The sequence below is a fragment of the Hymenobacter persicinus genome (assembly GCF_004167665.1).
GTDB classification, from domain to species: domain Bacteria; phylum Bacteroidota; class Bacteroidia; order Cytophagales; family Hymenobacteraceae; genus Hymenobacter; species Hymenobacter persicinus.
The window spans coordinates 66845-92655 of sequence record NZ_SEWE01000002.1; the positions used below are offsets into that span (position 1 = coordinate 66845).

General features: G+C 62.0%; 25 protein-coding genes. 14 read left to right on the forward strand and 11 right to left on the reverse strand.

Annotated features, from left to right (window positions below; genetic code table 11):
• Window positions 1-48: 48 nt before the first annotated feature.
• From rplM to EWM57_RS00980, 8 genes are all read left to right on the forward strand, one after another.
• Window positions 49-501 carry a 50S ribosomal protein L13 gene (gene rplM / locus EWM57_RS00945; protein ID WP_129919258.1) on the forward strand — a complete coding sequence of 151 codons (453 nt, stop codon included), beginning with the start codon at window positions 49-51 and terminating at the stop codon, window positions 499-501.
• A gap of 42 nt (window positions 502-543) precedes the next feature.
• Window positions 544-930: a 30S ribosomal protein S9 gene (gene rpsI / locus EWM57_RS00950; protein WP_129919259.1), complete on the forward strand. Its 387-nt coding sequence runs from the start codon at window positions 544-546 to the stop codon at window positions 928-930.
• A gap of 18 nt (window positions 931-948) precedes the next feature.
• The gene (rpsB, locus tag EWM57_RS00955) at window positions 949-1716 is read left to right on the forward strand and encodes a 30S ribosomal protein S2 (RefSeq protein ID WP_129919260.1); all 768 of its coding nucleotides are present in this window, start codon (window positions 949-951) and stop codon (window positions 1714-1716) included.
• Window positions 1717-1898: 182 nt separating this feature from the next.
• On the forward strand, window positions 1899-2735 hold the full coding sequence (gene tsf / locus EWM57_RS00960; RefSeq protein ID WP_129919261.1) for a translation elongation factor Ts: 837 nt from the start codon (window positions 1899-1901) through the stop codon (window positions 2733-2735).
• Between the two features lie 715 nt (window positions 2736-3450).
• On the forward strand, window positions 3451-4122 hold the full coding sequence (locus EWM57_RS00965) for a carboxypeptidase-like regulatory domain-containing protein (RefSeq protein WP_165370370.1): 672 nt from the start codon (window positions 3451-3453) through the stop codon (window positions 4120-4122).
• Window positions 4123-4350: 228 nt separating this feature from the next.
• On the forward strand, window positions 4351-4773 hold the full coding sequence (locus EWM57_RS00970) for a roadblock/LC7 domain-containing protein (protein WP_129919263.1): 423 nt from the start codon (window positions 4351-4353) through the stop codon (window positions 4771-4773).
• Window positions 4774-4824: 51 nt separating this feature from the next.
• A complete protein-coding gene (locus tag EWM57_RS00975) occupies window positions 4825-5184 on the forward strand; it encodes a hypothetical protein (RefSeq protein ID WP_129919264.1) in 360 nt (119 codons plus the stop codon).
• Window positions 5185-5253: 69 nt separating this feature from the next.
• The gene (locus EWM57_RS00980) at window positions 5254-5550 is read left to right on the forward strand and encodes a hypothetical protein (RefSeq protein WP_129919265.1); all 297 of its coding nucleotides are present in this window, start codon (window positions 5254-5256) and stop codon (window positions 5548-5550) included.
• On the opposite strand, the gene EWM57_RS00985 is transcribed toward EWM57_RS00980, so the two are convergent.
• The 4 genes from EWM57_RS00985 to EWM57_RS01000 all read right to left on the reverse strand — a co-directional run bounded on the left by EWM57_RS00985 (window position 5536) and on the right by EWM57_RS01000 (window position 8835).
• The gene (locus tag EWM57_RS00985; RefSeq protein ID WP_129919266.1) at window positions 5536-6597 is read right to left on the reverse strand and encodes a DUF3089 domain-containing protein; all 1062 of its coding nucleotides are present in this window, start codon (window positions 6595-6597) and stop codon (window positions 5536-5538) included. The genes EWM57_RS00980 and EWM57_RS00985 overlap by 15 nt on opposite strands.
• 76 nt (window positions 6598-6673) lie before the next feature.
• Complete coding sequence (locus tag EWM57_RS00990; protein ID WP_129919267.1) at window positions 6674-7783, reverse strand: SHOCT domain-containing protein; 1110 nt, start codon at window positions 7781-7783, stop codon at window positions 6674-6676.
• A 41-nt stretch (window positions 7784-7824) separates the two neighbouring features.
• Window positions 7825-8544 (reverse strand): hypothetical protein, encoded by a 720-nt coding sequence (locus tag EWM57_RS00995; protein ID WP_129919268.1) that lies wholly within the window; start codon window positions 8542-8544, stop codon window positions 7825-7827.
• 45 nt (window positions 8545-8589) lie between these two features.
• Window positions 8590-8835: a hypothetical protein gene (locus EWM57_RS01000; RefSeq protein WP_129919269.1), complete on the reverse strand. Its 246-nt coding sequence runs from the start codon at window positions 8833-8835 to the stop codon at window positions 8590-8592.
• A 147-nt stretch (window positions 8836-8982) separates the two neighbouring features.
• On the opposite strand from EWM57_RS01000, the gene EWM57_RS01005 reads away from it, so the two are divergent.
• Window positions 8983-9168 carry a hypothetical protein gene (locus tag EWM57_RS01005; protein ID WP_129919270.1) on the forward strand — a complete coding sequence of 62 codons (186 nt, stop codon included), beginning with the start codon at window positions 8983-8985 and terminating at the stop codon, window positions 9166-9168.
• A gap of 92 nt (window positions 9169-9260) precedes the next feature.
• Here EWM57_RS01005 and EWM57_RS01010 read toward each other — a convergent pair whose 3' ends face one another.
• Window positions 9261-10283 carry a YeiH family protein gene (locus tag EWM57_RS01010; protein ID WP_129919271.1) on the reverse strand — a complete coding sequence of 341 codons (1023 nt, stop codon included), beginning with the start codon at window positions 10281-10283 and terminating at the stop codon, window positions 9261-9263.
• A gap of 148 nt (window positions 10284-10431) precedes the next feature.
• Complete coding sequence (locus EWM57_RS01015) at window positions 10432-11343, reverse strand: LysR substrate-binding domain-containing protein (protein WP_129919272.1); 912 nt, start codon at window positions 11341-11343, stop codon at window positions 10432-10434.
• 132 nt (window positions 11344-11475) lie between these two features.
• Here EWM57_RS01015 and EWM57_RS01020 point away from each other — a divergent pair, with 132 nt between their 5' ends.
• The 4 genes from EWM57_RS01020 (at window position 11476) to EWM57_RS01035 (ending at window position 17539) form a co-directional block, all read left to right on the forward strand.
• The gene (locus tag EWM57_RS01020; RefSeq protein ID WP_165370371.1) at window positions 11476-13530 is read left to right on the forward strand and encodes a S9 family peptidase; all 2055 of its coding nucleotides are present in this window, start codon (window positions 11476-11478) and stop codon (window positions 13528-13530) included.
• Between the two features lie 134 nt (window positions 13531-13664).
• Window positions 13665-14807 (forward strand): hypothetical protein, encoded by a 1143-nt coding sequence (locus EWM57_RS01025; protein WP_129919273.1) that lies wholly within the window; start codon window positions 13665-13667, stop codon window positions 14805-14807.
• Window positions 14808-14981: 174 nt separating this feature from the next.
• Window positions 14982-16958: a sensor histidine kinase gene (locus EWM57_RS01030; protein WP_129919274.1), complete on the forward strand. Its 1977-nt coding sequence runs from the start codon at window positions 14982-14984 to the stop codon at window positions 16956-16958.
• A 44-nt stretch (window positions 16959-17002) separates the two neighbouring features.
• Window positions 17003-17539, forward strand: coding sequence for a hypothetical protein (locus EWM57_RS01035; protein ID WP_129919275.1), 537 nt, complete (start codon window positions 17003-17005; stop codon window positions 17537-17539).
• A 39-nt stretch (window positions 17540-17578) separates the two neighbouring features.
• Here the strand turns inward: EWM57_RS01035 and EWM57_RS01040 are convergent, their stop codons facing one another.
• Window positions 17579-18112 carry a GNAT family N-acetyltransferase gene (locus EWM57_RS01040; RefSeq protein ID WP_129919276.1) on the reverse strand — a complete coding sequence of 178 codons (534 nt, stop codon included), beginning with the start codon at window positions 18110-18112 and terminating at the stop codon, window positions 17579-17581.
• A gap of 129 nt (window positions 18113-18241) precedes the next feature.
• Window positions 18242-20386 carry an FUSC family membrane protein gene (locus EWM57_RS01045; RefSeq protein WP_129919277.1) on the reverse strand — a complete coding sequence of 715 codons (2145 nt, stop codon included), beginning with the start codon at window positions 20384-20386 and terminating at the stop codon, window positions 18242-18244.
• Between the two features lie 218 nt (window positions 20387-20604).
• On the opposite strand from EWM57_RS01045, the gene EWM57_RS01050 reads away from it, so the two are divergent.
• Window positions 20605-21972, forward strand: coding sequence for a hypothetical protein (locus tag EWM57_RS01050; RefSeq protein ID WP_129919278.1), 1368 nt, complete (start codon window positions 20605-20607; stop codon window positions 21970-21972).
• A 10-nt stretch (window positions 21973-21982) separates the two neighbouring features.
• Here EWM57_RS01050 and EWM57_RS01055 read toward each other — a convergent pair whose 3' ends face one another.
• The 3 genes from EWM57_RS01055 to EWM57_RS01065 form a co-directional block, all read right to left on the reverse strand.
• Window positions 21983-22366, reverse strand: coding sequence for an STAS domain-containing protein (locus EWM57_RS01055; protein WP_129919279.1), 384 nt, complete (start codon window positions 22364-22366; stop codon window positions 21983-21985).
• Window positions 22367-22856: 490 nt separating this feature from the next.
• Window positions 22857-23825: a bestrophin family protein gene (locus EWM57_RS01060; protein WP_129919280.1), complete on the reverse strand. Its 969-nt coding sequence runs from the start codon at window positions 23823-23825 to the stop codon at window positions 22857-22859.
• 63 nt (window positions 23826-23888) lie between these two features.
• The gene (locus EWM57_RS01065; RefSeq protein ID WP_129919281.1) at window positions 23889-25778 is read right to left on the reverse strand and encodes a MutS-related protein; all 1890 of its coding nucleotides are present in this window, start codon (window positions 25776-25778) and stop codon (window positions 23889-23891) included.
• Between the last annotated feature and the right edge of the window lie 33 nt (window positions 25779-25811).

Consider the following 25811-nt stretch of genomic DNA (forward strand, 5'->3'; position numbering starts at 1 on the left):
ACCCTTGCCGGGTTCTATCTCATTTTCAAACGCTTACTCAACTCCCCAATGGATCATCTGAGCTTCAAGACGGTATCCGTCAACAAAGCCAACGCCAACAAGGGCTGGGTCGTAATTGATGCTGGTGACAATACCCTGGGCCGCGTGTCCAGCCAAATTGCCAACATTCTGCGCGGCAAGCACAAGCCCTCGTTCACGCCCAACTCTGATTGCGGCGATTCGGTTATCGTTATCAACGCCGACAAACTGCGCGTGACCGGTAAAAAGATGACCGAAAAAATCTACGTATCGCACTCCGGCTACCCAGGTGGCCAGAAGCGTAAATCGATGCGCGAAGTGATGGAGAAATCCTCGATCCGCGTAATCGAGCACGCCGTACGTGGCATGCTGCCCCACAACCGTCTCGGTCGGGAGCAGTTCCGCAGCCTGTTCGTGTACGAAGGTGCCGAGCACCCGCACGAAGCCCAGCAGCCGAAATCGGTTGATCTGACGAACCTGTAAGCCTTCGCCGGCTTCTCTTTTTTCCCCAATTCGTTTCATTAAATGGACATCCTCAACACCTCTGGTAGAAGAAAAACCTCGGTGGCCCGCATCTACATGCAGGCCGGGCAAGGGAATATCACTATCAACAACCGGGACATGAAATCGTACTTCGGTAACGAGCTCCTGGAAAACATCGTGAACCAGCCTTTCGCTACGCTCGAGAAACTCGGGCAGTACGACATCAAAGTGAACGTAAGCGGCGGCGGTATCTCGGCTCAGGCCGAAGCTATCCGTCTGGCTATTTCGAAAGCTTTGGTTGAGCAGGACGGCGAAAGCCGCCCGGCCCTGAAGAAAGAAGGCTTCATGACGCGCGACCCCCGCATGGTTGAACGCAAGAAGTTCGGCAAGCGCAAGGCCCGTCGCTCGTTCCAGTTCTCGAAACGCTAATCCCAGAGGAAATACATCATGGCTCAGTCCACCACCTATAAAGACCTGCTCGACGCGGGTGCCCATTTTGGTCACCTTACGCGCAAGTGGGATCCGAAAATGGCGCCGTACATCTTCATGGAGAAGAACGGCATCCACATCATTGACCTGAACAAAACCCTGGTCTCGCTTGAGCAGGCTTCGCAGGCTATCCGCAACATCGCCAAGAGCGGTCGGAAAATCCTGTTCGTAGCCACCAAGAAGCAGGCCCAGGAAATTGTGACGGAAGAGGCCAAGCGGCTGAAAATGCCTTTCGTCACCGACCGGTGGCTGGGGGGCATGCTCACCAACTTCGCCACGGTTCGCAAGTCGCTGAAGAAAATGAGCACCATCGACAAGATGGTGAAGGAAAACACGGCGTACGCAGCACTTGCCAAGCGTGAGCGGCTGATGATGTCGCGCGAGCGGGAGAAACTGGAGCGCGTACTGGGCGGCATTGCCGACCTGAGCCGCCTGCCCGCTGCCCTGTTCGTAATCGACGTGAAGCGTGAGCACATTGCCGTGAAAGAAGCTCAGAAATTGGGCATTCCGGTATTTGCCATGGTTGACACCAACTCCAACCCCGAGCTGGTTGACTTCCCAATCCCCGCTAACGACGACGCCTCGAAGTCGATTCAACTGATTGTTGGCGTTATCAGCAAGGCTATCGAAGATGGCCTGTCCGAGCGCAAAGTCGACAAGGACGAAGCTGACAAGAAGCAGTCGGAAGACGAAGGCATCAAGGAAAAACAAGCTGCTGACGAATAAGCCCGTCAGGTAGCGAGAAGAGGGGAACATGCGAAGCACTCGGCTCCGGTGTTCCCCTTTTCTATTGTCAGTTGTTAGTTGTCCATTGTTTGTTGTCGGTTAATTCAACGATTACGAACAACTAACCACGGACAACTAACAACTAATAACTCATCAACACCCCCACTCCTAATCTCACTAGAATGGCCGCAATTACTGCCGCAGACGTGAACAAGCTCCGCACCATGACTGGCGCGGGCATGATGGATTGCAAAAAAGCCCTGACCGAAGCCGATGGTGACTTCGAAGCCGCCCGCGACATCCTGCGCAAGCAGGGTCAGAAAATCGCCGACAAGCGCGCTGAAAACGAAACCTCGGAAGGTTTCGTGGCCGTAGCCCTCAACGACGACTCCACCTCGGGCAAACTGGTTGCCCTGGCCTGCGAAACGGAATCGGTAGCCAAGGTTGCCAACTTCCGCGAGCTGGTGCAGCGCATCCTGGACGCCGCCGTGCGCACCAACGCCGCGACCAAAGAAGATCTGCTCGCTACGAAGGAAGAAGATGGCCTGACCATTCAGGAGCACATCACCGACCTGATGGGCAAAATCGGCGAGAAGCTGGACTTGACCTACGCCACGCTGAGCGCCGAGAAAGTAGCTTCCTACATCCACTCCGACAGCAAGAAAGGCGTACTCGTGGGCCTGAAGAACGTGGGTGGCGCTGACATTACTGCCGTTGGCCGCGACGTCGCCATGCAAATCGTAGCCATGAAGCCCGTTGCCGTTGACAAAGACGGTGTGGACGCTGCTACGGCTGAGCGCGAAATCGAAATCGGCAAAGAGCAGGCGCGTGCCGAAGGCAAGCCCGAAGCCATGCTGGAGAAGATTGCTCAGGGCAAACTCAACAAGTTCTACAAGGAGAACACCCTGCTGAACCAGGAGTTTGTGAAGGACGGCTCTATGACCATCGCTCAGCTGCTCGACAAAACGTCGAAAGGCATGACCGTAACCGACTTCAAGCGCGTGGCTATCGGTGCCTAAGCTTTAAGTTTAAAAGTACAAAAAAGCCCCGCTAGCATCGTGCCGGCGGGGCTTTTTTGTGCCCCTTCCCCAAGCTCTACTGGCAGGTAGTAATCGGTGCGGACTATGAATGGCAATAGAAACTAGGTAGCTCCTGATACTTCAGCGCGTAGTTGCTCTCTTCGTCACAAGATCATAAGGTGAAGCCTGAAAAATAGTGGAAACAAATAAAACATTCCTAATAATGGCCTGAGCTCAACCGTATAATAACTAGTAAAATATGATTGCTATATATTTATTAAGTACCATTCCCATTTTGGGATTAGGCATAATGGATTACTATTCTCGTTATCCGGAATATTTACAATAATTATCGACTGGAGCTTGCAGCTTAGATCATGACAAGCCTCAATAGCGCTGATTACCGATGAGCCCACTATATCATCTATGCTAAATGCAATATATAAGCTACTTCGATACTAATCCTGGTAGTAACCGCTCAGTAAAACCCCTCCAAGAATGGGAAAACCAACTTATTCACCGCGTGATTAGGCTGGTTCATGGTCGGTTTTATTCTATTTTATCGAATTATGAATATTTTCATGAACTCTTACGTATAAGTTTACAGCTTGGCGCGTTCATGGCGCCTGCCGCCCTTACTTTTCTACCACCTGTTTCAACATCATCCTATCTGATGGCACTAACCGCATACCCATTTCACCCGACAACTGGCGAATTGCTTCCCAGTTATCGGGATGCCTACCTGCGAGGCGACTTAACCCTCAAAAACGCCGAGCTCGTTGATGCTTACCTGAAAGCCAACCCGGCCCAGGGCGACGAAACCCTGCAGCGCTTCTACGCCATGCAAACCAAGGGTGACAACGTTAAGCCCGTTGGCTGGATCCAACAGCAATTTCACCTCATGCGTACCGAGCCCGTGCGTTTTCGCCGCCGCGCTGGTTCCATCATTCTCGTAGGTTCCCTGCTCAGCGGAGCTCTGCTGGCGGGCAACAGCCGTCCCGCAACCTTGCCCACCGATTTGCCGGCTACGTCTCCCACCACCCTTACTAATGACAATGTGGTAGCGTCGGCAGAAGCCAGCGGAACGGCTGCCACCGCGGCCAGCACCATGTCCGTTATCAAAGGTCGGATTCTGGATGAAAACGGCCATCCGCTAGTTGGTGCCACCGTGATTGATAAGGTAAGCGGCCGGGGCATCAGCACCAACGCTCAGGGCGCCTACACCCTGCTCGTGCCCGCCAACCAGACTTCGCGCCTGCAGTACGGCTACGGAGGCTACAGCGAGGAAGAAATCCAGGTGAAAGGCCGCAGCACGCAGAACGTGACGCTGCTGCCCCGCACCGACGCCCCCGCCAAAACAAAGAAGCGTCACTGGCGCCTGTTTTAGCCCTGTAGGCTTCCTGCTTCCGAACGATGCAAGCTTGGCGGCAGCATTCGTTCGTGAGCAGGTCCCAGCCGGGTAAGCCTTGCTTAGGGTACCCTACCAACCAACAGGCCTGAATCCAGGCCGCTTCTACTCTCTATCTAGTTTTCCTGCTGCGCATGGGGCTGCCTAGCGTTGTCCCAGGCCCATCCGCAGCGTCGACCGGACGTCTTTTGGTTTCCTTATTCCTGAATGAAATTCCCATTTTTCAATCGACTGCAACTCAAGAAAATCACCGTAGCGGTGGCCGATGAAACGGGAAAGCAGGCGCAGAAGGTACTGGAAGGACTGCTGGCCGAGCTCCCGGACCTGCTAATGACTTGCGTGGTCGATATTTCCTCCGGGCAGGTGCTGGCGTTTTACACCGTCAGCAGCGACTACAATCCCAACCAGATCAGCCTGCGCCATGCCAAGCTGCTGCGCACCATGGATCAAGCCCTGGCCAGCAACGCTTGGGTGGGCGGCCCCCTGACGGACGTGTCCGTCATGCTGGAAGACCAGCTTCATCATCTGCGCCCAATGAATGCCGGCAAATGGTACTGCTTCCTGGCCGTACGCACTGCCGACGTGAACCTGGGCATTGCCAAAGAAATCATGCGCCGGCATACGGCCTGATTCTCCTCTCCTGTTTTCATTTTTTCAACTACCCCCTAGTTTTCCCCTTGTATGGCCACCAGCCCCAAACAAACCGTTCAGGATATCCTTGCCGAACTCCCCACGTTGCTCGCCGTAGCCGTAGTAGAAACCGAAACCGGCATGCCGCTGGCCTCGCACGCTAACATTGCTGATTTCGACATCGAAACTGCCGCCGCCTACAACACGGAAGTGGTAAAGGCCAAGCTGAAAGCCATCCAGGCCCTGAAGCTTAACCAGACGGTACAGGACATCCTGCTCACGCTGACGGACCAGCTGCACCTGCTCAAACTCTCCCCCGACGGTTCGAAGTTCGTGTACCTGGCCGTTAACGCCCGGGATACGAACCTGGCGCAAGCCCGCCAGATCCTGAAAGCCCATTCCGGCCTCTAAGCCCGAAAGCAAACAAAATGCCCCGCTGGCATTCTGCCGGCGGGGCTTTTTTTGTGTTATACTTATCAGATGGAAAACTTGCGCAAAGCCGCTTACCGAGGCATTCTATATAATTTTCTAGTCGGTATCAGATGTGCGCCCGTTGCGCTGACGGACGCTGAAGAGGCTAGAGCAATCCGCATCGGCCGACACGCTGGTCCTGTGGCTTATTTGCTGCACAATCTGGCTTTGGCCTCCGTGCAGGATTTTGTCGGCTTTGACGAGGATGCCTTCTGGCGGTCAGTTGAAGCGTTTAACAACCGTAATCCTAGTATTGCAGTGCCGCACTTTCGCAAGCAGTTTGAAGCCGATTTATTTGCTCACTGAATACCAGGCCCGCACCCGCGCCTCGGCGTTCTGGCGCAGGTTCATATAAAACAGGCCGTAGTCGGCAATGTGGAAGGAGTGACGGAGCTGGGGCTGGCCGGGCAGCAGAAAGCGCGGGTAGCCCAGGGGTTTGGGCGGGTGAATCCAGAGCAGGCCATTGTGCACTTTAGCGTCGACCACGGCCGTATCGATTCGGTCGAAGCCGATGGGTACGCCACCGTGGTTTAATGCGCTGGAAGCCGTCATGGTGTCCAGCTTCCAAGTGAGCGGATTAGTGGCCACGCCCCCGGCGAAGGGCGGATACTCATTGCCCCACTCCACCGCGTTCCAGGTCACGTAGCAGCCCGTCTGGGTGGAGTCGGCGCAGGGACGCACGGCCTGATACTCGTCGGTTTTGACTTTGAAGCCTATCAGGTAAGCTACCACCAGCTGTTGGCGCAGCTTGGGGTTGGTATCGAAAAACTCGTGCAGCAGGCGCGTGGCGTGGAAAGTGCCCTGGCTGTGGCTGGCAATGATAATAGGCCGGCCCTGGTTGTAGTGGGCTAGGTAATACTGAAAAGCGGCCTTCACGTCGCCGTAGGCCAGGTCGAGAGCGCGGCGGCCGTTGTCGCTCTGCTCGTCGAAGAAGGAGTAAAGCGTAGCCTGCCGGTAGCGGGGCGCGAAAATGCGGCCGGCGGAGTTGAACACGCCCGCCTGCTTGCGAATCACGCTGCCGTCGGTGAACCGATTCAGGCGCTCATCGGTCAGGTCGGCATTCCAAGCTTCGCGCTTGAAAAAGGTGGTGGGATGCACGTAGAACACGTCGGCCCGGGCCGTCTGCTGCTCGTCGCGCAAGGCCGTGTGGCGCGGCACTACGTCGGCGGAGTCGCGGCGGCTGGGCAGGGCGGCCCAGCTGGCGGGCAGGGAATAGTCGGGAGCCAGGGCGGGCTGGTAGGCCGTAAACTGCTTGCCGGGCTTGATAAGGGTGGTGCAGGAACTCAGCGCGGTGCTGCCGGTCAGCAGCACACCCAGCGCCGCAGTCCGCAGAAATACAGAAGTAGTAAGCATGACGACTAGTTAGAACACAAAAATAGCTCACGCCGGGTTGGCGGGAGCTATTTCGTTTGGGCTAACCAGCTGGTGACTACTCCGTGAAGGTATTTTCCAGCAGTCGTTCCTGCCGCAGGTACTTGATTTTGAAGTTGCGGTCGAACCGGACGCGGACCTGGGCGCGAGTTTGCTGGTGCTTTTGCAACGACTGCCGCAGGGCGCTGCTTTTTTCCAGGAACGTGACCACGCGGGAGCCGTCGTTGACGGGGGCACTAACCTGCAGGCTGCCGGGCTCAATCTGAGTTTCGGCCTCCAGAAACTCCGGGAAATGGCTTTTGGTCAGCTCTTCGTTGATGGCGGCCGGCGTGGTATTCTGCATCGTGTAGAACCGCTCCACGGTGGGCGCAAAATACTGGGCTGCGCTAAACGGAGCCGCTTTCAAATCCTCGTAGTAAGCCGACAGCACGCCCTCAATCCGGGTGCGGGCGGCGCTGTCGTCGGCGGGAGTTTCGGCGGGCGGCGCATCAGCGGGGGAAGTGGCGGGAGCCGTGCGGGCCGAATCCGGGGCCGCTGCCGGGGACACGACGGGCGGCGCCACCCGAATCGTTTCGGGCGCCGGGGCGGGTGGCAGGTCAATCTGCTCGGCCTGGGGGCCGGTTTCAGGCTCTACCTGCACGCTGTCGGCCTCGGTCTGGCTGGTACTGCTCAGGTGTTCCGACTCCCGGTTGCCCAGCATCAGGTAGGCCACCAGGGCCAGCAGCGCCACGATGCCGCCGATGATAAGCACAGTCATCAGCGGGTTGCGGGCCGGGGCCACGTAGGGCATATCGACCTCTTCCGCTTCCACCGGCGGCAGCGGCTCGGCGTCGTAAACGTCTTCCGCGCTGGGCGAAGCCCCTGGCCGCCCCGACTCGATGGGCCGGCTAAATGGATCGGCCGGCGGGGCCGGCGCGCTCGGGGGCACGATGGGCGGCACGGATGGCGGCGGCGGATGGGACACGATGGGCGGCAGCAGGGGCTCCTCCACCGGGGCGCTGGCCGTCAGCGGCGGGGGCATTTCCATCGGCGGCGGCGCAACAGGGGCCGACTCGCTGAAAAGGAGCTTTTGTTTGAGCGTGGTAAACTCTTCGGGGGTGATGGTGCCCGCGTCGAGCCATTCTTTGAGCTGACGCAGGGTATCGAGGGGGGAAGGATCTTTTTCCATTGGGAGCTAAGCGGAGAACTTGACGAAGCCAGCCGGCCCGCCTACTTACGTTCCAGGGCCGTCATTCGGTCACGCTTGCGCTGGAGCTGGAGCTTGCGCAGGTCCATCTGCTGGGCATTGCCGATGAGCTTAACGGAGTCTTCGCGGGCTTTAAGCGTGTTGCTGATGTTCTGCTGCTTGAGGGCCTCGATTTTCGCCAGGTTGCTGGTGGTGTTGGTCTGGAGGCTGGTGCGGTCCTTTTCCAGCTTCTCCTTTTCCTTCTCGGCTTCCTTGAGCTGCTTTTCGGCCTCGGCAATCTGCTCCCGGTAGGCCTTGAGGCGGGCAGCCGAGGCAAAGCTCTGGGTGATGGTGCGCAGGGCCGCAAACTCGGTGGCGTTCTTGTCGGGGCTCAGGAAAGTGTCGGCGCCGAAAGCGGCCCACACCGACAGTTCGGAGGTAGAGTCGGTGGGCGAGGTGACGGTGGAATACAGGTCGATGAGCTTGCCCGACACGCTGGAGGCCGGCGTCTGCTTGGCCACGAGCAGGTCGCTCTTGCCCAGCCCAAGCACGCCCCCACCCTTGAGGCGAATGTTGTAGGTATCCTTGAGCCACGACTGCCAGAAATCCCGCGTCCAGGCGGCGGTGCCTTCGACCTGCACCTTCACCGCGTCGCGCTCCTTTTTCTCGAAGTTGACGCTGGTCGTGCGCGCGTCGTAGAGCTGGGCCTGCACGGCCGTGCAACAGGAGCAGAAAATCAACAGAACAGCAACGTAGAATTTCATAGGATTCGAAAAATTAAAAGCTCACAAATTCACTAGTCCGCCACTCTACAGGTCGTGGCGGTCGAAAGCGGCCTGCAGGTCGTGGCGCATCTGCTGGAAGCGCTGCACGGCGGCAGCAATAAACTCGGCGTCGAGCAACGTGCGCACGTCGTCCTCACTGGTCACGTCCATCTCGCTCACCTTGTAGGTTTGCTCGAGCTGGCCTTTTTCGAGCTTGATGAGGTACTTGCCGTTCCAGGAAAAGAGCGTGATTTTGGCGTCGGGGTGGGGAATATCGGCGAGTTGGCGCATGGCGGCAAAGGTTGGCGAAATTGACGGGGCGAAGATAGGCAGGCGGCCGCTACCAGCCCGCCGCCGGCAAGCTCGACATAACACCCGGCTGGCTCCCGCGTAAGCCCTCGTAACGCAGTTTTGTTTCACCTAAACCATTCTTGCACCATGCCCCAGGGAGATAAATCGGCCTACACCGACAAGCAGAAGCGGCAGGCTGAACATATTGAAGAGAGCTACGAAAAGCGCGGCGTCTCGGCCGATGAAGCCGAAAGCCGCGCCTGGGCCACCGTCAACAAGCAGGACGGCGGCGGCAAGAAAAGCGGCTCCGGCCGCAAGAAAGCCGACAAGTAACCTACCGAGTATCCAAAAAAGCGGGCCGGCCTCCTCCCAGGAAGCCGGCCCGCTTTTGCAATTTCAGGTCTGGGCAGCGTTTAAGTCCGGGCTTAGGCTACCGCGTGCAGGATCACCCACAGCGAAACCGTGGAAATGACGGCCCACAGCAGCACGCCCTGCACGAAGGGCCGTACGCCCACCGAGCGCAGTACCCGGGCCGACAGCCCCGCCCCGATCAGAAACAGCGTGACGGTGAGACCGAGCTTGGCCACGGTCACGATAAACGGGGCCAGCGGGTGCAGGGCCGGCACGTAGGTATTGAGCAGCATGGCCCCCACGAAGCCCAGAATGAAGTAAGGCAGCTTGAGCTTGGTGCCGGGCGTTTTGAAGAGCAGAGCCGTGCCCAGGCTCACCGGAATAATCCAGAGGGCGCGGGCCAGTTTTACGGTGGTGGCAATCTGCAGGGCCTGGTCGCCGTAGTGGCTGGCGGCGCCTACCACCGAGCTGGTGTCGTGGATGGCAATGGCGCACCAGAGGCCGAACTGGTTCTGGGTCATCTGCAGCCAGTGGCCCACGGCCGGAAACAGGAACAGGGCCACCGAGTTGAGCACGAACACCGTGCCCAGGGCCACCGACATCTGCGACTCTTCAGCCTTCACTACTGGCCCCACCGCCGCAATGGCGCTGCCCCCGCAGATGGCGGTGCCGCAGGAAATCAGGTGGGCGGTTTTACGGTCAATTTTCAGCCAGCGGCCCACCAGAAAGCCCAGCACCAACGTGCCGAAGATGGAGGCCACGGTGAACAAGATTCCTTCCCGGCCGGCCTGCAGGGCCTGCTGCGCGTTCATGCCGAAGCCCAGCCCGACCACCGAGTACTGCAGCAGCTTGCTCGTGTACTGCCGGCTTTGCGCCGGAAAGGGGTTGCCGAAGATTAGCGCCACCACCAGCCCCAGGGCCAGGGCTAGCGGCGGGGAGCCCCAGGGCGTCAGGCACAGCAGCAGGGCCAACCCGAATACCAGCATCGGCAGCGTCAGGCGCCGGCCGAAGAGCGGAAAAGACCACTGCCGCAGGGCAGCAGCGTCGGGGAAAATACGGGAAGAGGCAACAGGGCGGGATGGGTGGGCAAGCTTCATGGCGGGTGGCAAAGGCTACCCCAAAAGTACGGCTCCCCCACCCCGGTCGATAATCAAAAATACGAATAGCTTATTACCTGAGGTAATCTGTGAATTAGTGAGTTGGTGCTTTCGTGAGTTGTCGTTCTGGTACTTAGGAAAGCACTAATTAACTCACCACTTCCCCGCTAAGGCTCCGGTGGGCGTGGGCGAGGAAGCGCTGGGCCTGGGCCGACAGGGGCTGGCCCTGTACCCAGACGGCTTCGAAGCGCCGGGGCAGGTGGAGTTCCCGCACCGGAATGATTTCCAGCTCCCCGGCGGCTACCTCCTTGGTCAGGGCCCGCTTCGAGACGAACCCGACGCAGTCGGGGGCCGCCTCCAGGTAGGCCTTGATGGCTTCGGTGTTGTCGAGGTAAAAGGCCACTTTTAGCTCGGCGAGCTTGATGTGGTGGGCGCGCAGGGCAAACTCCAGCACTTCCAGCGTGCCCGAACCCCGCTCCCGCAGCACCAGCGGGTGCCGCAGCACTTCGGCCAGGGGCAGGGGCTCGGCGGGCGGACCGGTGGGCGTGGCCCGGCGCACGGCCAGCAGCTCGTCGTGGAGCAGCAACTCGTAGTGCAAATCCCGGCTTTTTACCTGCCCCTCCACGAAGCCCAGGTCGATGTGGCCCCGCAGCAGGGCCTCGGCTACCTGCTCGGAGTTGGCGTTGAGCAACGTCAGCTCGACATGGGGGTAGCGCTGCTGGAAGCTGGGCAGAATGGGCGGAATCAGGTACTGGGCCAGGGTGGTGCTGGCCCCCAGACGCAGGCGGCCCGCGGCCTCATCGTGTAGGGTGTGGAGCTGCTCGGTAAGCTGCCGGTGCAGGCTCTCCACGGCGTCGGCGTGGGCCAGCAGCAGCCCGCCGGCGGTGGTGAGGCTGACGCGGTTGCCGCGGCGCTCAAACAGGCGCTGCCCGTAGAGCCGCTCCAGCTCCCGGATGTGCTTGGTCACGGCGGGCTGGGTGATGTAGAGCTCCTGGGCGGCCTTGGTAAAGCTCAGGTGACGGGCCACCGACTGAAATACGCGCTGACGAAAATCGGGCATGCGCGCAAGATAGGATGGTTTTTGGTGGGTGGTTTTTGGTTTATGGCTTCCGGAATGTTCAAAAGCCATAAACCAATCACCAAAAACCAGTCTTACCTTTCCCTTCCAATTCCTTCCCTCCTTCTTCTCCTGATGAATAAATCCATTCTGACTGCGCTGCTGGCTTTGCCACTGGCCGCCGGAGCCCAGCAAAGCGTGCTGACGCCCGAAAAGCTCTGGCAGCTCGGCCGCCTGGGCGAAATGCAGGTTTCGCCCGACCACCGGACCGTGGCCTTTACCGTGACCCGCTACTCGCTCACCGACAACAAGGGCAACACCGACATCTTTACCGTGCCCGTGGCCGGCGGCGCGGTGCGGCAACTGACGACCACGCCCGGCTCGGAAAACACGATTAATTGGCGCCCCGACGGCAAGCTGACCTTTATTTCCGGGGAAGGCGGCACCGACCAGCTCTACGTGATGAACGCCGACGGCACGGGCAAACAGCAGCTCAGCGCCTTTCCCGACGAGGGCCTGAGTAACCTGAAGTACGCGCCCAAGGGTAACTTCATCCTGTACACCCAGGACGTGAAGACCGGCAAGGAAATCAAGGACTGGTACCCCGACCTGCCCAAGGCTGACGCCAAGATTATCGACGACTTGAACTACCGGCACTGGAACGTCTGGGACGATTTCAAGGCCACCCACGTGTTCTTCCAGCCCATCGGGGCCGACGGCAAGCCCACCGGCTACGGCAAGGACGCCATGGCCGGGGAGAAGTTTGACGCGCCCCTGCAGCCCCTGGCCGGCTCCGAGCAGCTCGCCTTTTCGCCCGACGGCTATTCGGTGGCCTACACCTCGCGCAAGCTCACCGGCAAGGCCGAGGCCGAAAGCACCAACTCCGACATCTACCTCTACAACCTGCGCGACGGCAAAACCGAGAACCTGAGCCTGGGCCTCGAGGGCTACGACACGGAGCCTGCCTTCTCTCCCGACGGCACTAAGGTGGCCTGGCTGAGCATGGCTACACCCGGCTTCGAGTCGGACCGCAACGGCATCGTGGTGTACGACTTCAAGACCAAGAAGCGTGCGGACATCACCGCGGGCTCGGAGCAGGCCGCGGGCAACATCCGCTGGAGCCCCGACGGCAAGGCCATCTTCTTCACCGGCGTGGTGCAGGGCACCGACCAGCTGTTTTCGATTCCGAGCAAGGGCGGCAAGATGCGGCAGCTGACGAGCGGCGCCCAGAACTACAACTCTTTCGAGCTGGCCGACGCCACCACCGCCATTGCCAACAAAACCACCATCGGCAGCCCCGCCGACCTGGTGCGCCTCGACCTGAAAACCGGCAAGGAAACGCCGCTCACCACCCTCAACAAAGACGACCTGGCCGGGGTGACGATGGGCAAAGTGGAAGACCGCCGCGTGACCACCACCGACGGCAAGCAGATGCAGGTCTACGTCATCTACCCGCCCGGCTTCGACCCGGCCAAGAAGTACCCGACCCTGCTGTACTGCCAGGGCGGCCCGCAGAGCCCGATTACCCAGAGCTGGAGCTACCGCTGGAACTTCCAGCTGATGGCCGCCAACGGCTACATTGTGGTGGCGCCCAACCGCCGCGGCCTGCCCGGCTTCGGCACCGAGTGGAACAACAGCATCAGCGGCGACTGGGGCGGCCAGCCTATCCGCGACTACCTCTCCGCCATCGATGACGTGAGCAAGGAAAGCTACGTGGACAAGGACCGCCGCGGCTGCGTGGGCGCTTCCTACGGCGGTTACTCGGTGTATTACCTGGCCGGCCACCACGAGGGCCGCTTCAAAACTTTCATTGCCCACGCCGGCCTGTTTGACCTGACCAGCTGGGACCCGAGCACCGAGGAAATGTTCTTCGCCAAGCACGACATCGGCGGGGCGCCCTGGGACGTGCCCCAGCACAAAAGCTACACCCAGTTCAGCCCCCAGCTGTTCGTGGGCAAGTGGGACACCCCGATTCTGGTCATCCACGGCGGCAAGGACTTCCGGGTGCCCGAAGGCCAGGGCATGGAAGCCTTCGGCTCGGCCCAGCTGCGCGGCATTCCGAGCCGCTTCCTGTACTTCCCCAACGAGGGCCACTGGATTCAGAAGCCCCAGAATGCCGTGCTCTGGCAGCGGGTGTTTTTCGAGTGGCTGGGCCGCACCCTCCACCCCGACAGCCCCGCGGCCAAGTAAGCCCGGATTACCCAACAGGTCCCGCCGCATCCGGCGGGACCTGTTTGCTTTTGGAGTTTTCGCGCCTTAGGTCTTATCTTCTGCCTCCTTTCTATCCAATTAGCTTCGCCGTGTTCCGCTACCTATCCTGTCTGTTGCTTGCACTGCTGCTATCCCCCCCAGCGGGTCGGGCCCAGAATCCCTACCCCCAGAACACCTACCCCAGCCAGTTTCGCCAGCCCATCCGGAGCTACGGACCGGCCCAGTCGGGGCTGCAGTCCCGCTCCAACCGGATTACCATTGGCCCCAGCATTCCTATTGCGCTGCAAAGTGCCGACGACCTGATTATTGGAGAGCCGGACTCAGCCCGCCGCCGCCAGTACGTGCAGCAGCGGGTGCGCTCCGTGGTAAAAGTGCGCCTTGATGGGCGGGGCCAGGTCCAGGACACGCTGGAATACCAAGCCTTCAACGAGCAGGGCCGCGCCACGGAAGCGGGCACTTCTCCCGGCCGGATTAGGCGGCAGTGGAGCTACAATGCCCAGGGCCACTGCACGGCCTTGGTAGTGCTGCCAGCGACCAGTCAACCCTACACCTTCATCACGAGCTACCATCCGGGCTTGCGTCGGGGGCAGCAGGAAGTGCTCCAGCCCAATGGCACCCGCACCGTGGTGGGTGAAAGGCAGCTCTACCAGCACGCCGACACGCTTCTCACGGAGGCCGTCGGCCACAACCTGCTGGTGGGCAACCACCAGTACTTGGACTATTACCAACGCAGCCTGCGGCTCCAGCCCCACCCCGACACTGTACTCTGCCTGACCGGCTTCTACGACCAGAACAAGCAGCTCACCGGCTCCCGGGTCGACTACTTGCTTTATCAAGCCGGGCAGCTCACCGAAAGCGGCCGGCTCGACCTTGGCCAAGCCGCCAAGGCCCAGCCTGAAGCCGGGGGCGCGGCCGGAACGGTAGTGCCGCTGCTTAGTTCCCACCAAGCGCTGCTGGCGTTGCGCCGCGGATCGGGGCGGCTGGAGGTGCGCCGCTCCCACTACGATGCCCGCCGCCGCCTGATCAAGCAGGAAAATCTGCCCCAGGCCGGCACCAGTCGGGAAGTGCTCAACACCTACAACTCCCTCGACCAGCTCATTGGCCAGCAACTGGTTACCTCCGGCATCTCCTCCCCGACCCGCTCGGCCTTCACGGTTTATTCGTATTCGCCCACAGGGCTGCTGCTTGGCGAAACTACCAATGCCCGTTCCAGCAAGCCGGTATTTTACCGGTATCTGTACCAATACTACCGTTGAGGCTGGGCAGCGGCCGGGGAGGTCGTTCTACGGTTCACCTTGGCTGTTTCGGGCGCTTTTCCTCCTCCCCGTCGGGAAAGAGGAGGCTGTATTTAATATTATAATTCCTATGTTTGGTGGTACTGCGGGGCGGAGTGGGCGAGAAATCAGGTATCCGTTTATAATCCATCGGCATTGCATACTCCCTATCCTTACCTGACGAGCAACGCGACCCGGCCCGCGGCCCCCTGGTTGCTGGTACTGCTTTTGCTGCTGGGCAGCTGGCTAGGCAGCCCCGCCGCCCGCGGCGCCGAGGCCCCCCACATCGTGCGCGACACGCTGTTGCTCAAGGACCCCAAGGGGCCCCACATTTCGGAGGCTTACCGCTACTACACCGAGCCCTTCAGCACCCCGCCCGACCCCGAACGAGTGGAAGCCCTGTGGCGGGCGGGCAAGCTCCAACCCGGGCCCTGGCACAAAACCCTGAATCTGGGCATCCTGCACGAGCGGGTCTGGATGCGGCTGGTGGTGCGCAACACTGACCCGGAGCGCCTGCGGTTTCTGTGGAGCATCTTCAACTTTGCCGACAGCGCCGCCCTGTACTGCCGCCGGACCGGCGAAACGAAGTTTACCCGCCTGGGCGCGGGCAGCTCCTGGGTGCCGGCCGCCGACCGGCAATTCCCGGCCCGCTCCCTGAGTTTTCCCTTCGCCCTGGCGCCCGGCGAAACAGCCGTGCTGCTGCTGCGCATTGAGGTGCACACGGGCGGGGTGTACCTGCCCACCTACATCGAAACCACCGAGCACTTTCTGGCCTGGGAAATGAACTTCCCCTTCGACCGATATTGGGTGTGGTTGCTGGGCTTCTACTTGGGCAGCGCGCTCTTCAGCCTGGTGCTCTACGCCTTTCTGCGCGACCGAATCTACCTCTGGTACGTCACCTACGTGGCCTGCATCACCCTGTTTCTGATGATGGAAGACGGCCTGGATGCCATGCTGCTGCCCGCGGGCCTGTACCGGGTGCTCTGGTCGGTTGGGCAATATAATCTGATGATGCTGGCGGCGGCGGCGGGCATCCGCATCATGCAGCTGTTTCTGCGCCTGCGCGCGGGCTGGCCCCGCCTGCACCGCACCGGCAACTGGCTGGCGGGCCTAGCCGTGGGATTCGTGGTGCTCTACGCCGGGCTCTATCCCTGGGCCGTGCGCCACAACAGCCTGCTGCTGGTGCAGATTCTCAACGATGCCCGGGAAGTGCTGCTGCTGACGGTGTTCGGCTACGGCTGGGTGGCCCTGCTGGCGCTGATCCTGAGCCCGCGGCGGCGGCTGGCGGGCTACTACCTGCTCACGTACTTCTTCTTCATCGTGGGCTTTGCTTTGTTCTGGCTCAACCACATCGGCCTGACCAGCTTCAACCCCATTTACCCCAACGCCCTAGCCTGGGGGCTGTTTTGCGAGCTGCTGGTGCTCAGCGCCCTGCTCACCGGCCGCTTCCGCCACACCCTGCGCCACAACGAGCGGCTGCGCACCCGCCAGCTGCGCCAGCGCAACCTGCTCGGCAGTCGCCTGATTGCGGCCCAGGAAGAGGAGCGCGAGCAGCTGGCCCGGGAGCTCCACGACGCGCTGGGCCCCAACCTGGTGGCCCTGAACATGGCCTGGCAGGGGCCGGCCCTGCAGGAAGCCCTAGCCACGACGCCCGCCGCCGCGGCCGTGGGCCGGCAGAGTGAGCTGCTGCTGCGCCACCTCTACGACAGCGTCCGCTCGATGAGCCACTCCCTGCTGCCAGCCCAGCCCGGCCTGGGCAGCCTGGTCGATTCGCTGCAGGCTTTGGGCGAGCTGTTCAACCTCTACGGCACGCCCGCCGTGCTCATTCGCTGCGACCCGGGCCTGAATGAGCTGCCCGCCCCGCTGCAGCTGGCCACCTACCGCATTGCCGCCGAGCTGCTCAACAACGCCATCCGCCACGCCCACGCCACCGAAGTGCAGGTGCGGGTCCGGCCCTCGAATGACCGCCTGGAAATCGTGGTGCAGGACAACGGCCGCGGCTTCGGGGCCGCCGTGCCCGAGGCCGGCATCGGCCTGCGCGGGGTAAAGGCCCGCGCCGCCTATCTGCGCGGGCAGGTCGATATCAACAGCTCCCCCCAGGGTACTACCGTTCTGGTGCTGCTGCCGCTTTAACCGGCCAGACGCATCCCCTGCTATCCCACCCCATTTCATTACTTATGAAACCCACTTTATTCCTCTACGCGGGCCTGCTGCTGCTCACCCAGTGCAGCAAGTGCAAAAAAGACGACCCCACCCCTGCCGAGCAGTTGCCACCCGCCACGCAGACCGGCGCCAACACCTTCGGCTGCCTGGTCAATGGGCAGCCGTACACGCCTAGCGGCTATAATGGCGTCAGTAATTATGCAGTGCTCTATGATCCTGGCTTCAAAGGCGGAAGCTTGGACGTGCGCACCTATCGATACCCAAGACCAGGCAAAAGTCAATACCTGATCTTGAGTAGCACTAACATTGATAAGCCAGGCGTTTATCAATTCTCTCCTACAGCAGGAGCGTTTTTTACGGATGCGCTTAGGCCTGTCCCATGCAACAATTACGACAGTAGTGATAACAACACCTATTCGAAGGGAACCATCACCATCACTCGGCTGGACCTTAATGCCGGCATCATTTCCGGCACGATTGACTTCACCTTAGCCCAGCCTGGCTGCGACACGATTAAGGTCACGCAGGGGCGCTTCGACAAAAAGCTGTGACGCCCCGCGAAATGCCGGGTTGGTCCTGCTCAAGCGGTTTTAGGCGCCTGCGGCTCCTTGGGGCGGCCATTCGGCTTTCAGTACCGACATCACCAGCTTGTCGTGAAACACGCCGCGCCGGCATGCCGCCTGGCGGAGTCGCCCTTCCAGGATGAACCCCGCTTTGGTATAGGCTTTCACCCCGCCCGGGTTCAATTCGGAAACCGTGAGCATAATCCGGTTGAGCTGGTGGCGGGTGAAGCCCAGGTCGACGATTTGCTGCGTGACGGCCGTCCCCACGCCCTGGCCCCAGGCGGCTTTCTCGCCGATAAAAATGAAGTATTCAGCCGACTGGTTTGCTGTGGAAATGCCGGTGAGGCCGGCGTAGCCAATCAGCTTGTTGGTTTCCGCCCAATAGATGCCCAGGTTCAGAGTGTTGGGCTGCACCAGGGTGGCGGCAAACCACTCGTCAATCTGCTCCGTGGTTTTTAGGCGTTGGAACACTGAGAGCGAATACTCGATGACCTCGGGGTCACGGAGCCACGCGTAGAAGTGCGCGGCGTGTTCGGGTTGCAAAGGAGCGAGCTTCACCATGGCCTGGGCTGGTCGTTAGCTGCCTGGGAGCAGGCAGGCGCTAAAGGTAAGCACCCACCGCCCCGGCGCACACTCGCGGCATAAAGAGCCAGGGGCGGTGGGCGGCCAACCGGGCAGGCGGCGCAGGCCTTACGCCAGCACTGCCTCGGTTACCTTGCCGATGTCGGAGCTGACTTTCTGGATGAATTCGAGCTGTTCGAGCAGCAGCCGGTCGTCGGCGGTGAGGTCGGCTTTCTTGAGCTGCACGGGCTCGATGAGGGCCGTGTCGGCGGGGGCGGGCGGGGCCGGGGCTTCGAGCTTCTTCTGGCTGCGGCTCAGCACGGCCATGGCCTGTTTCACGGCCCGCATGCCCTCGGCCGGGTAAGCGGGTCGGTGCTGGGCCAGCACGGCCGAGGTGATGGTGGCAATGTTGGAAGACAGAATGTGGTTGAGCACCACGAACTGGTGCACTTGGGCGCTGTTGCGCTGCTTGCTCTTGGGCTCCGACAGCATCCGCTGAAACGCCGCCGCCAGGTTGGCCGAGCTTACGTAGACCGTTTTGCGGGTCAGGCGGTAGTCAGTGGCCTGAATGGGGGTACCGGCCAGGCTGTCGGCCAGCTTCTGCAGATAGCTCACGTTGGCTTGCAGCACGGCACGCATAAAGTCACGGAGCTGGTCGGACTCCCAGCGCGGAAACAGCAGATAGCCGGCCATAAACGCAATGATGCAGCCGATGACGGTATCCAGAATACGCTCCTCCACCACGTCGAGGTAGCCCAGGCCCAGGAAGCTGAACAGAATCAGCAGGTAGGGCGTGAGCGAAATCACGGTGACGATGTAGTTGATGCGCTGGAAGCTGTAGGCCACCACCATCAACACCACCAGCAGGGCAAACTGGGCCGTCTTGTCTTTTACCAGCAGCAGAATGGCCACCCCAATCACTCCGCCCACCACCGTACCCAGGATACGCTGGTAGTTGCGCTGCTTGGTCAGGCTGAAGGCGGGCTTGAGCATGTAGGTGGTCGTCATCAGAATCCAGTAGCCGTGGTGGCCGTGCAGAAAAAACTTCGACACGATGTAGCCCACCAAGCAAGCCAGCGTCATGCGCACGGAGTGGCGAAACACCGAGGAGTTGAAGGTCAGGTTGTCGCGCAGGGCCTTGCCCTCGATTTCCTGGTGCGACACGAACTGATTGTACTCGGCGGCCCCGCCCCGGGCCGGGGCCAGGGCGGCCCGGTCGAAGTAGTTGAGGATGTCGCGCACGCGCTGGGTGAGGTTGCGCAGGTTCACCAGGATTTTCTTGAGCACGATGCTACTGACCTCGGGGTGGCGGGCACTCACGGCGTCGGTGCGCTGCTTGAGGCGTTCGAGCTGCCCGGTCAGGTCGGCTTGGCTACGGTAGGGCCGGTTGGCCTGGATGGCCAGCCCGATGCGGTCCAGCTCCACGGCCAGGTCCCGGATCAGGCGGGCCACGTCGTCGAGCACGCCGGTGGGGCCGTACCGCTCGCGCAGCGCCGCATAGTCGTAGTAGGTGGCCGTGATGTGCTCGTAGAGGTCCACCACGTCGACGAAGGTGAGCACCATGCGCCGCCCCACGCTGGTCGACTCGTTTACAATCTGCCGGCTCTTGAACAAGACCTCGCGCACGGCGTCCTGCTTTTCGCTCACCACCACCTGCTGGGCCACGAGGCGGCGGTAGTCTTCGTCGAGGTTGGTAGTGGCGCTGTAGAACTCGGCCTTGATTTCGAGAAACTGCGAAATGGCGTGAATGCACTGCCCCAACGCCTGCTGGGCAGGCCGGTAGGGCCGCACCCGGTAGAAAATCAGGGCCAGGGCCATGTACCAGAGCCCGCCGGCCAGCACCAGGCCGCTGTAGGGCAGCACCTGGGCCGGCGTCAGGGGCCGGTCCATCATCAGGATCATAATCAGCAGCGAGGCCGTGCCCACGAGCGAGGCGCGGTTGCCGTACACGAGCAGCATCGTGAAGACGAAGCTCAGCGCCACCACTTCCAGGCCCATCAGCACCACGCTGCTGCGCACGAAGCCCGTGAGCACGGCCACCAGAAACACCGACAGGCAGGTAATCAGCATGCCGTTGCGCTTGTGCGCCACCGGCCCGGGCGTGTCGACCACGCTCACGCACACGGCCCCAGTGGACAGCGTGATGCCGGTTTCGAGGTAGCCAAGCTGGCCGAAGAGCAGGGACGGAATCAGGATGGACAGCGTGATGCGCACCCCATCGGAGAAATCCTGGCTGGAAAAGAAATATTGAACGGAACGGGTGGAAGGCGACATCGACGGCGGCGGGCAGCGGTTTTGGCTCGGAAGCCTATACGGCGCTACCCGCTGCATAGGCCGCTCCGGGCCGGGCCAAGCTACCAAAAATCCGGCCCGCGGCCCCCGGGGCCAGTAACGGCCGGCAAAAAAAATCGGGGCGCAATGCCCGGCGCGTTGCTAGCTTTACGAGGGGCCGCCGGCCCGGCCGTTTCACTATCTGCTACTTTCTGCGCGCTATGCGTCACTCGTTATTGCTGCTGGGCCTGCTGGCCGCCACTACTCTCCCCGCCCGGGCCCAGTGGGTGCTGCAGCCCATCAGCTTTGCCTCCCAGGACCACGAGCCCGAGGTAATTGCGGCCCTGGATGCCAACACGGCCTGGACGGCGGCCAACTTCCGCTTTTACCGCGCCGCGCCGCCCCAGGTGGCCCGCACCGCCGACGGGGGCGCCACTTGGCGGGTGAGTACCGTACCCGTGCCCACGGGCAGCCAGGGCAATGGGGTCATGGACCTCTCGGCTCTGGACGCCAACACGGCCTGGATTGCGGTAGCCAACCACTTCAGCGGACCAGCGGAGGGCAGCATCCGCAAAACCACCGACGGGGGCCTGACCTGGACGACCCAGACCACGGCCGCCGAGTTTCCGGTCAACGGCGCCCAGCCCAGCTTCGTGCACTTCTTTGATGGCAGCACCGGCATCTGCGGGGGCGGCTACGGCGGCGACCCATCTTTCCGGCTCTTTACCAGCAGCAACGGCGGCACCACCTGGACCCGGGTGCCAGCCTCCCGGCTGCCGGCTTTGCTGCCCAACGAAAACGGCCTCGCGGCCACCTACGCCCGCGGCAACACCATCTGGATCAGCACCAGCCTGGGCCGGGTTCTGCGCAGCCCCGACCGGGGCCTGACCTGGACCGTGGGCAGCACCGGCCAGCCCAACGGCCTGGCCAGCCTGGCCTTCCGCGACGACCTGCACGGCCTGGCCGTGTACGCCTACAACCGCAACAACCTGCTGCTGCGCACCACCGACGGCGGGCTGACCTGGACGGTGGTCAACTACTCCGGGCCCCTGCGCGGGGATATGGCCGTGCAACTGGTACGCGGCTCCAACACCTACTTTTCCCTGAGCGCGGCCCCGCTGCTGAACCGCGGCTCGGTGATTTCCACCGACGATGGCCAGACCTGGACGGCCCTCGAAACCACGTTTCTGCACGGTTACGCCGCCGACTTTGCCTCACCCACGGCCGGCTGGGTCACCCAGTTTGAGCCCGACGCCGATGGGGACCCCAACGGCAGCCGGGGCTTGCACAAGTACGTGGGCACCCCGCTGCCGACCCGGGCCAGCCAGCCCCAGGCCGCGCTGGGAGCGTATCCTAACCCCAGCACCGACGGCCGCTTCCGCCTGCCTCTGGACGCTGCTTTGCGCCAGACGGCCACCCAGATGCAGGTTTACGACGCGCTGGGCCGGTTGGTGCTGCGCCAGGACGTTCTTAAAGACGCCGGGCAGCAGCTGCTCGACCTCGGCACCCAGCCCGCGGGCTGGGATTTGGTGGTGGTGCCCACGCCCGCCGGGCCCCGTCAGCAGCGCGTGCTGGTGCAGCCCCGCTAGCGTACCTAGCTTACCCCGCCAGCCGCTGCGGTGCCCAGACGTGGTTGATCCGCTGCTGACAATACTGCTGGGCATCGAGCAGAGTGGGCACAATCAGCGGGGCGAGGGCGGGGTCTTGGGTGAGCAGCTCCTTGCGCACGGCCTCGCTCAGGTGACACAGAATCAGGCTCACGCCCTGGCGGTTGAGCTTGCGGCCGTAGCGCGTGAGCAGGGCCGCGGCGTGGGCGGGCAACTGATGCAGGCTGCTGCAGTCGACCCAGACGCTGCCCTTGCCGCTGCGGGCGGCCCGGCTCAGGGCCTGGTGCAGCACGGTTTCGGACGGCGCCGTGGGCAAAGCCTCATCTACCAGGATCAGCAGATAGCTTTCGGGTAAAATCTCTCGATAGATTTCCATTAACGTAACGTGCAGTTTGCAAAGGTGTCGGGGAAAGCAGGGCGGAACTAACGACTCCGGACGCGGGTACGAGCCGGCCGGTACTGAACTACTAGCTAAAACCAAAGCCGCGGCCAGCAGCCGGGACTTTGCAGATTCTTCGCCCGCAAGGCTGGCCGGATACGGCTGCCCAGCGGCGGCATTGGCGACTTCTTCCGGCGCCCCCACGGGCAGCCCACACAGGCTCAGCAGCTTACCTGACTACCAGAAGATGATGGCCTCTAGACCCGATTTTGCACGGGATAGTTTCCCAGCGCAATCCGTTATTAGAATTACACAAAACAACTTCACCCGCCTATCCTTGGCCCGCTCCCGCGGCTTCTCCCCGCCATATTACCCGGTATAGCCGGACTACTGCTCTCATGCGCCGGCATCGCCCAGCTTTAGGCTGATACTTGACCCACAAGAGGTTAGCTATATTTACTTCTAATAATACAACTCCTTCAACGCCCTAGTACAGAATGTCATCCACCGGCTTGAGGACTTCGGGCAGGTTGGTTTCGCCCAGCATTTCGCGCAAGTCGATTTCGATGGTCCGGCACAGGGCCGTCATGGGCACGTCGTTCATCTGGTTCTCAAACGGATTCTCGCTGGTGTGGCCCACTACCTCAATCGTGTTGAACACCCACGACACGAGCATCGAAAACGGAATGGTAAGCCAGATATGGTCGGGGCCGAGGCGGGAAAACTCGGCAATCAGGCCCAACGGTAGCAGGGCCACGAACAGCCACACGAAGAGGTAGCTGAAAAAGGCGTACTGCCGGGGAAAAGGCGTGTTCTTGATTCGCTCGCAGCCGCCCTGCAGGTCGTAGAGCCGGTCCAGGGTGCGCATCATGGCCACGTGCTGGAAATCGTTGAGCAGGCCCCGCTCCTCGCGCAGGCGGCGTAGCTCGGCGCCCTGCTCACGCACGAGGTGGGTGGGCGGGTTGCGCTTGTGGCGCGTCGCCTCCGACTCGGCCGGGTCGAGGAAGGGCGCCACGTCGGTGTCCCAGAGCTCGGGCTGCTGGCGCAGACGGATGCGCAGGGCGTTGCACCAGGCCAAGTGGCGGTAGAGCAGGCGGCGGTGGCGCACGCTCAGCTCCTCGAGTGTGGCGGCCGGGGCCTCCACGCCGGGAGCATCCACTACGGAGGTCACAAACTCCAGGGCCTGCACGGCCCAGCTGCGGCTGCTGTTGACGATGCCGCCCCAGATCTGGCGGGCGTCGAGGAAACGGTCGTAGGAGCCGTTGTTTTTAAAGCCAATGTAAAAGGACACGGCAATACCGAGCGTGCCCACCGGCTGCCACGGAATAGCCACCGAGTGAACGTTCAGCGGCCCGTACACAATGCAGACCACCGCCGACCAGATGGCGAAAGCCAGCAGGCTGCGCCAGGAAGATTCAAAAATGAGGCGCCAACGGAGGTTACTGCGAACGTACATGGAAGGAAATTGAGCGGGAAACGTGAACGAAATAACGGCGGCGCTACTGTTTAGTTGGCCGGCTTAGGCTTCATGGTCATCTTCCAGGTCGATGCCCATGAGCTGCATGAGCTTGCTGGCGTTGAAGCTGCCGCAAACCCCGGGCGTGAGGTGGTAGTCAAACAGAATCCGGTCCCCCTCGATGACGCTGTTGAAGCTGTAGTTGGTCACGGCCCCGGGCAACTCGTCGGCCATGGCGGCCAGCTCCAGGTCGTGCGTGCTGATCAGGCCGCTGGCCGGGCGGCGGTGTAGCTGCCGGATCAGGGCCCGGGCCCCGCGGTGCCGGTCCCGGGAGTTGGTGCCCTTCAGGATTTCGTCGAGCAGGTAGAAAACCGGGAATTCGGGAGGGGTTGTCGGCGCACCGGCAGCAGCCGGCCCGGCCGTAAGCTCCAGCAGCAGGCGCAGGCGCTTGAGCTCGGCATAAAACGAGGACGTGCTTTCGGCCAGGTTGTCCTGGGTGCGCATGGCCGAGTACACCCGGGCCGGGCTCAGGTGCAGCCGTCGGGCGCAGACCACCCCGCCGGCCAGAGCCAGCACCATATTCAGCCCCACGGTGCGCAGGAAAGTGCTTTTACCCGACATGTTGGAGCCCGTAATAACGCCTGTCCGACCGTAGCCGGCGGTGTGGAAGTCGTTGGTGGTGCGCCCGGCGCTGAAAATGAGCGGGTGGCCCAGGGCTTCGGCCGTTACTTCCAGGGGCTCGGGGCTGAGCGTGGGCACGGCGTACGCGGGGTTGGCAAACTGAAATCCGGCCAGGCTGACCAGGGCCTCCAACTCGGCCTGCACTTCCAGCACGGTGGTCAGTTCGGGCCCCAAGTGGCGTTTCCAGCGCTCCAGCTGCCACATGGCGTGCAGGTCCCAGAGCAACAGGCTGTTGGTCAGCAGCAGGGCCAACGGATGTTCCCGCACCGAAAACATGCCCGCCACCGTGGCCAGCCGCCCCAGGCGCACCGTGGCCGCCGTACCGTGGCTGGCCGTGCGCAGCCGCGCGCGCAGCTCCCGCAGCCGGGGGGCCTGCCAGTCCTGCTCGGTGTCATCTTCAAACCAGGCCAGCTGAGCCTGGGTGGCCCGCAGGGCGTCGCGCATGGCCAGGGCCTGCTCCCCGTACTCAGCCCGGATAGCGCCGAAACGGCCGTTGAACAGACTGATGGCCAATACCACGAAGGCCACGGACCGGTAGCCCAAGCCCAGCACGCCGGCCCCGATGGCCGCCAGCAGCAGCAGGGGCAGCAGCACGAGCATCGGCTTGAGCCAGGGCTTGTCAGCAAAATAGTCGGGGCGGGCCAGCCAAGTGCTGAAGGCCCGCGGGTCGGCCTGCTGGTGGGGAAAGTGCCGGGCCCGGGCCTGCCACTCCTGCCGCCAGCTGGTTTCGGGGGCCAATTCGGCGGCGGCCTGCTGCCGGGCCACCACTTCCGGCGCCGCCGCCGGGGCCAGCAGCCAGCCGGCCAGCCAGTCGTGGCCCAGGCGGGTGGTAGCGCGGTTCAGGAGTTGAAACAGGGACTGGGCCCCGAACACGTCGAGGTCGGCGGCGTAGGCGTGCTGGGCGTCGAGGTAGCGCAGGCCGCCGTCGAAACCCGAAAGCTGGCCGGACAGGCGGCGCAGCTCCTCCTGGTTGAGCTGGGCCAAAAGGCGGTGATGCTCCCGCTGGTAGTGCATCCGGGAGTGCCAGCGCACCAAGAGCCAGAACGCCAGCCAGACCGCGGCCAAAAACCCGATGCCCGCCCCGATCTGACCGTTCGTAAACAGCCCCCAAGCCCCGGCCGCGCCCAGTCCGAACAGCAGCACCCGCAGCCAGCCCCCAAGCTGGTGCCGGCCGGCAAAGTGCTTTTCCTGGTCGGTGTGGACGGTCAGGTTTTCGGTGAAAACGTCGGCGGGGGCAATGGAAAGCGAACGAACAGCGGCGGAAACGGGCATAATAACGAAACAAGTAGCAGCCACGAAGGTACG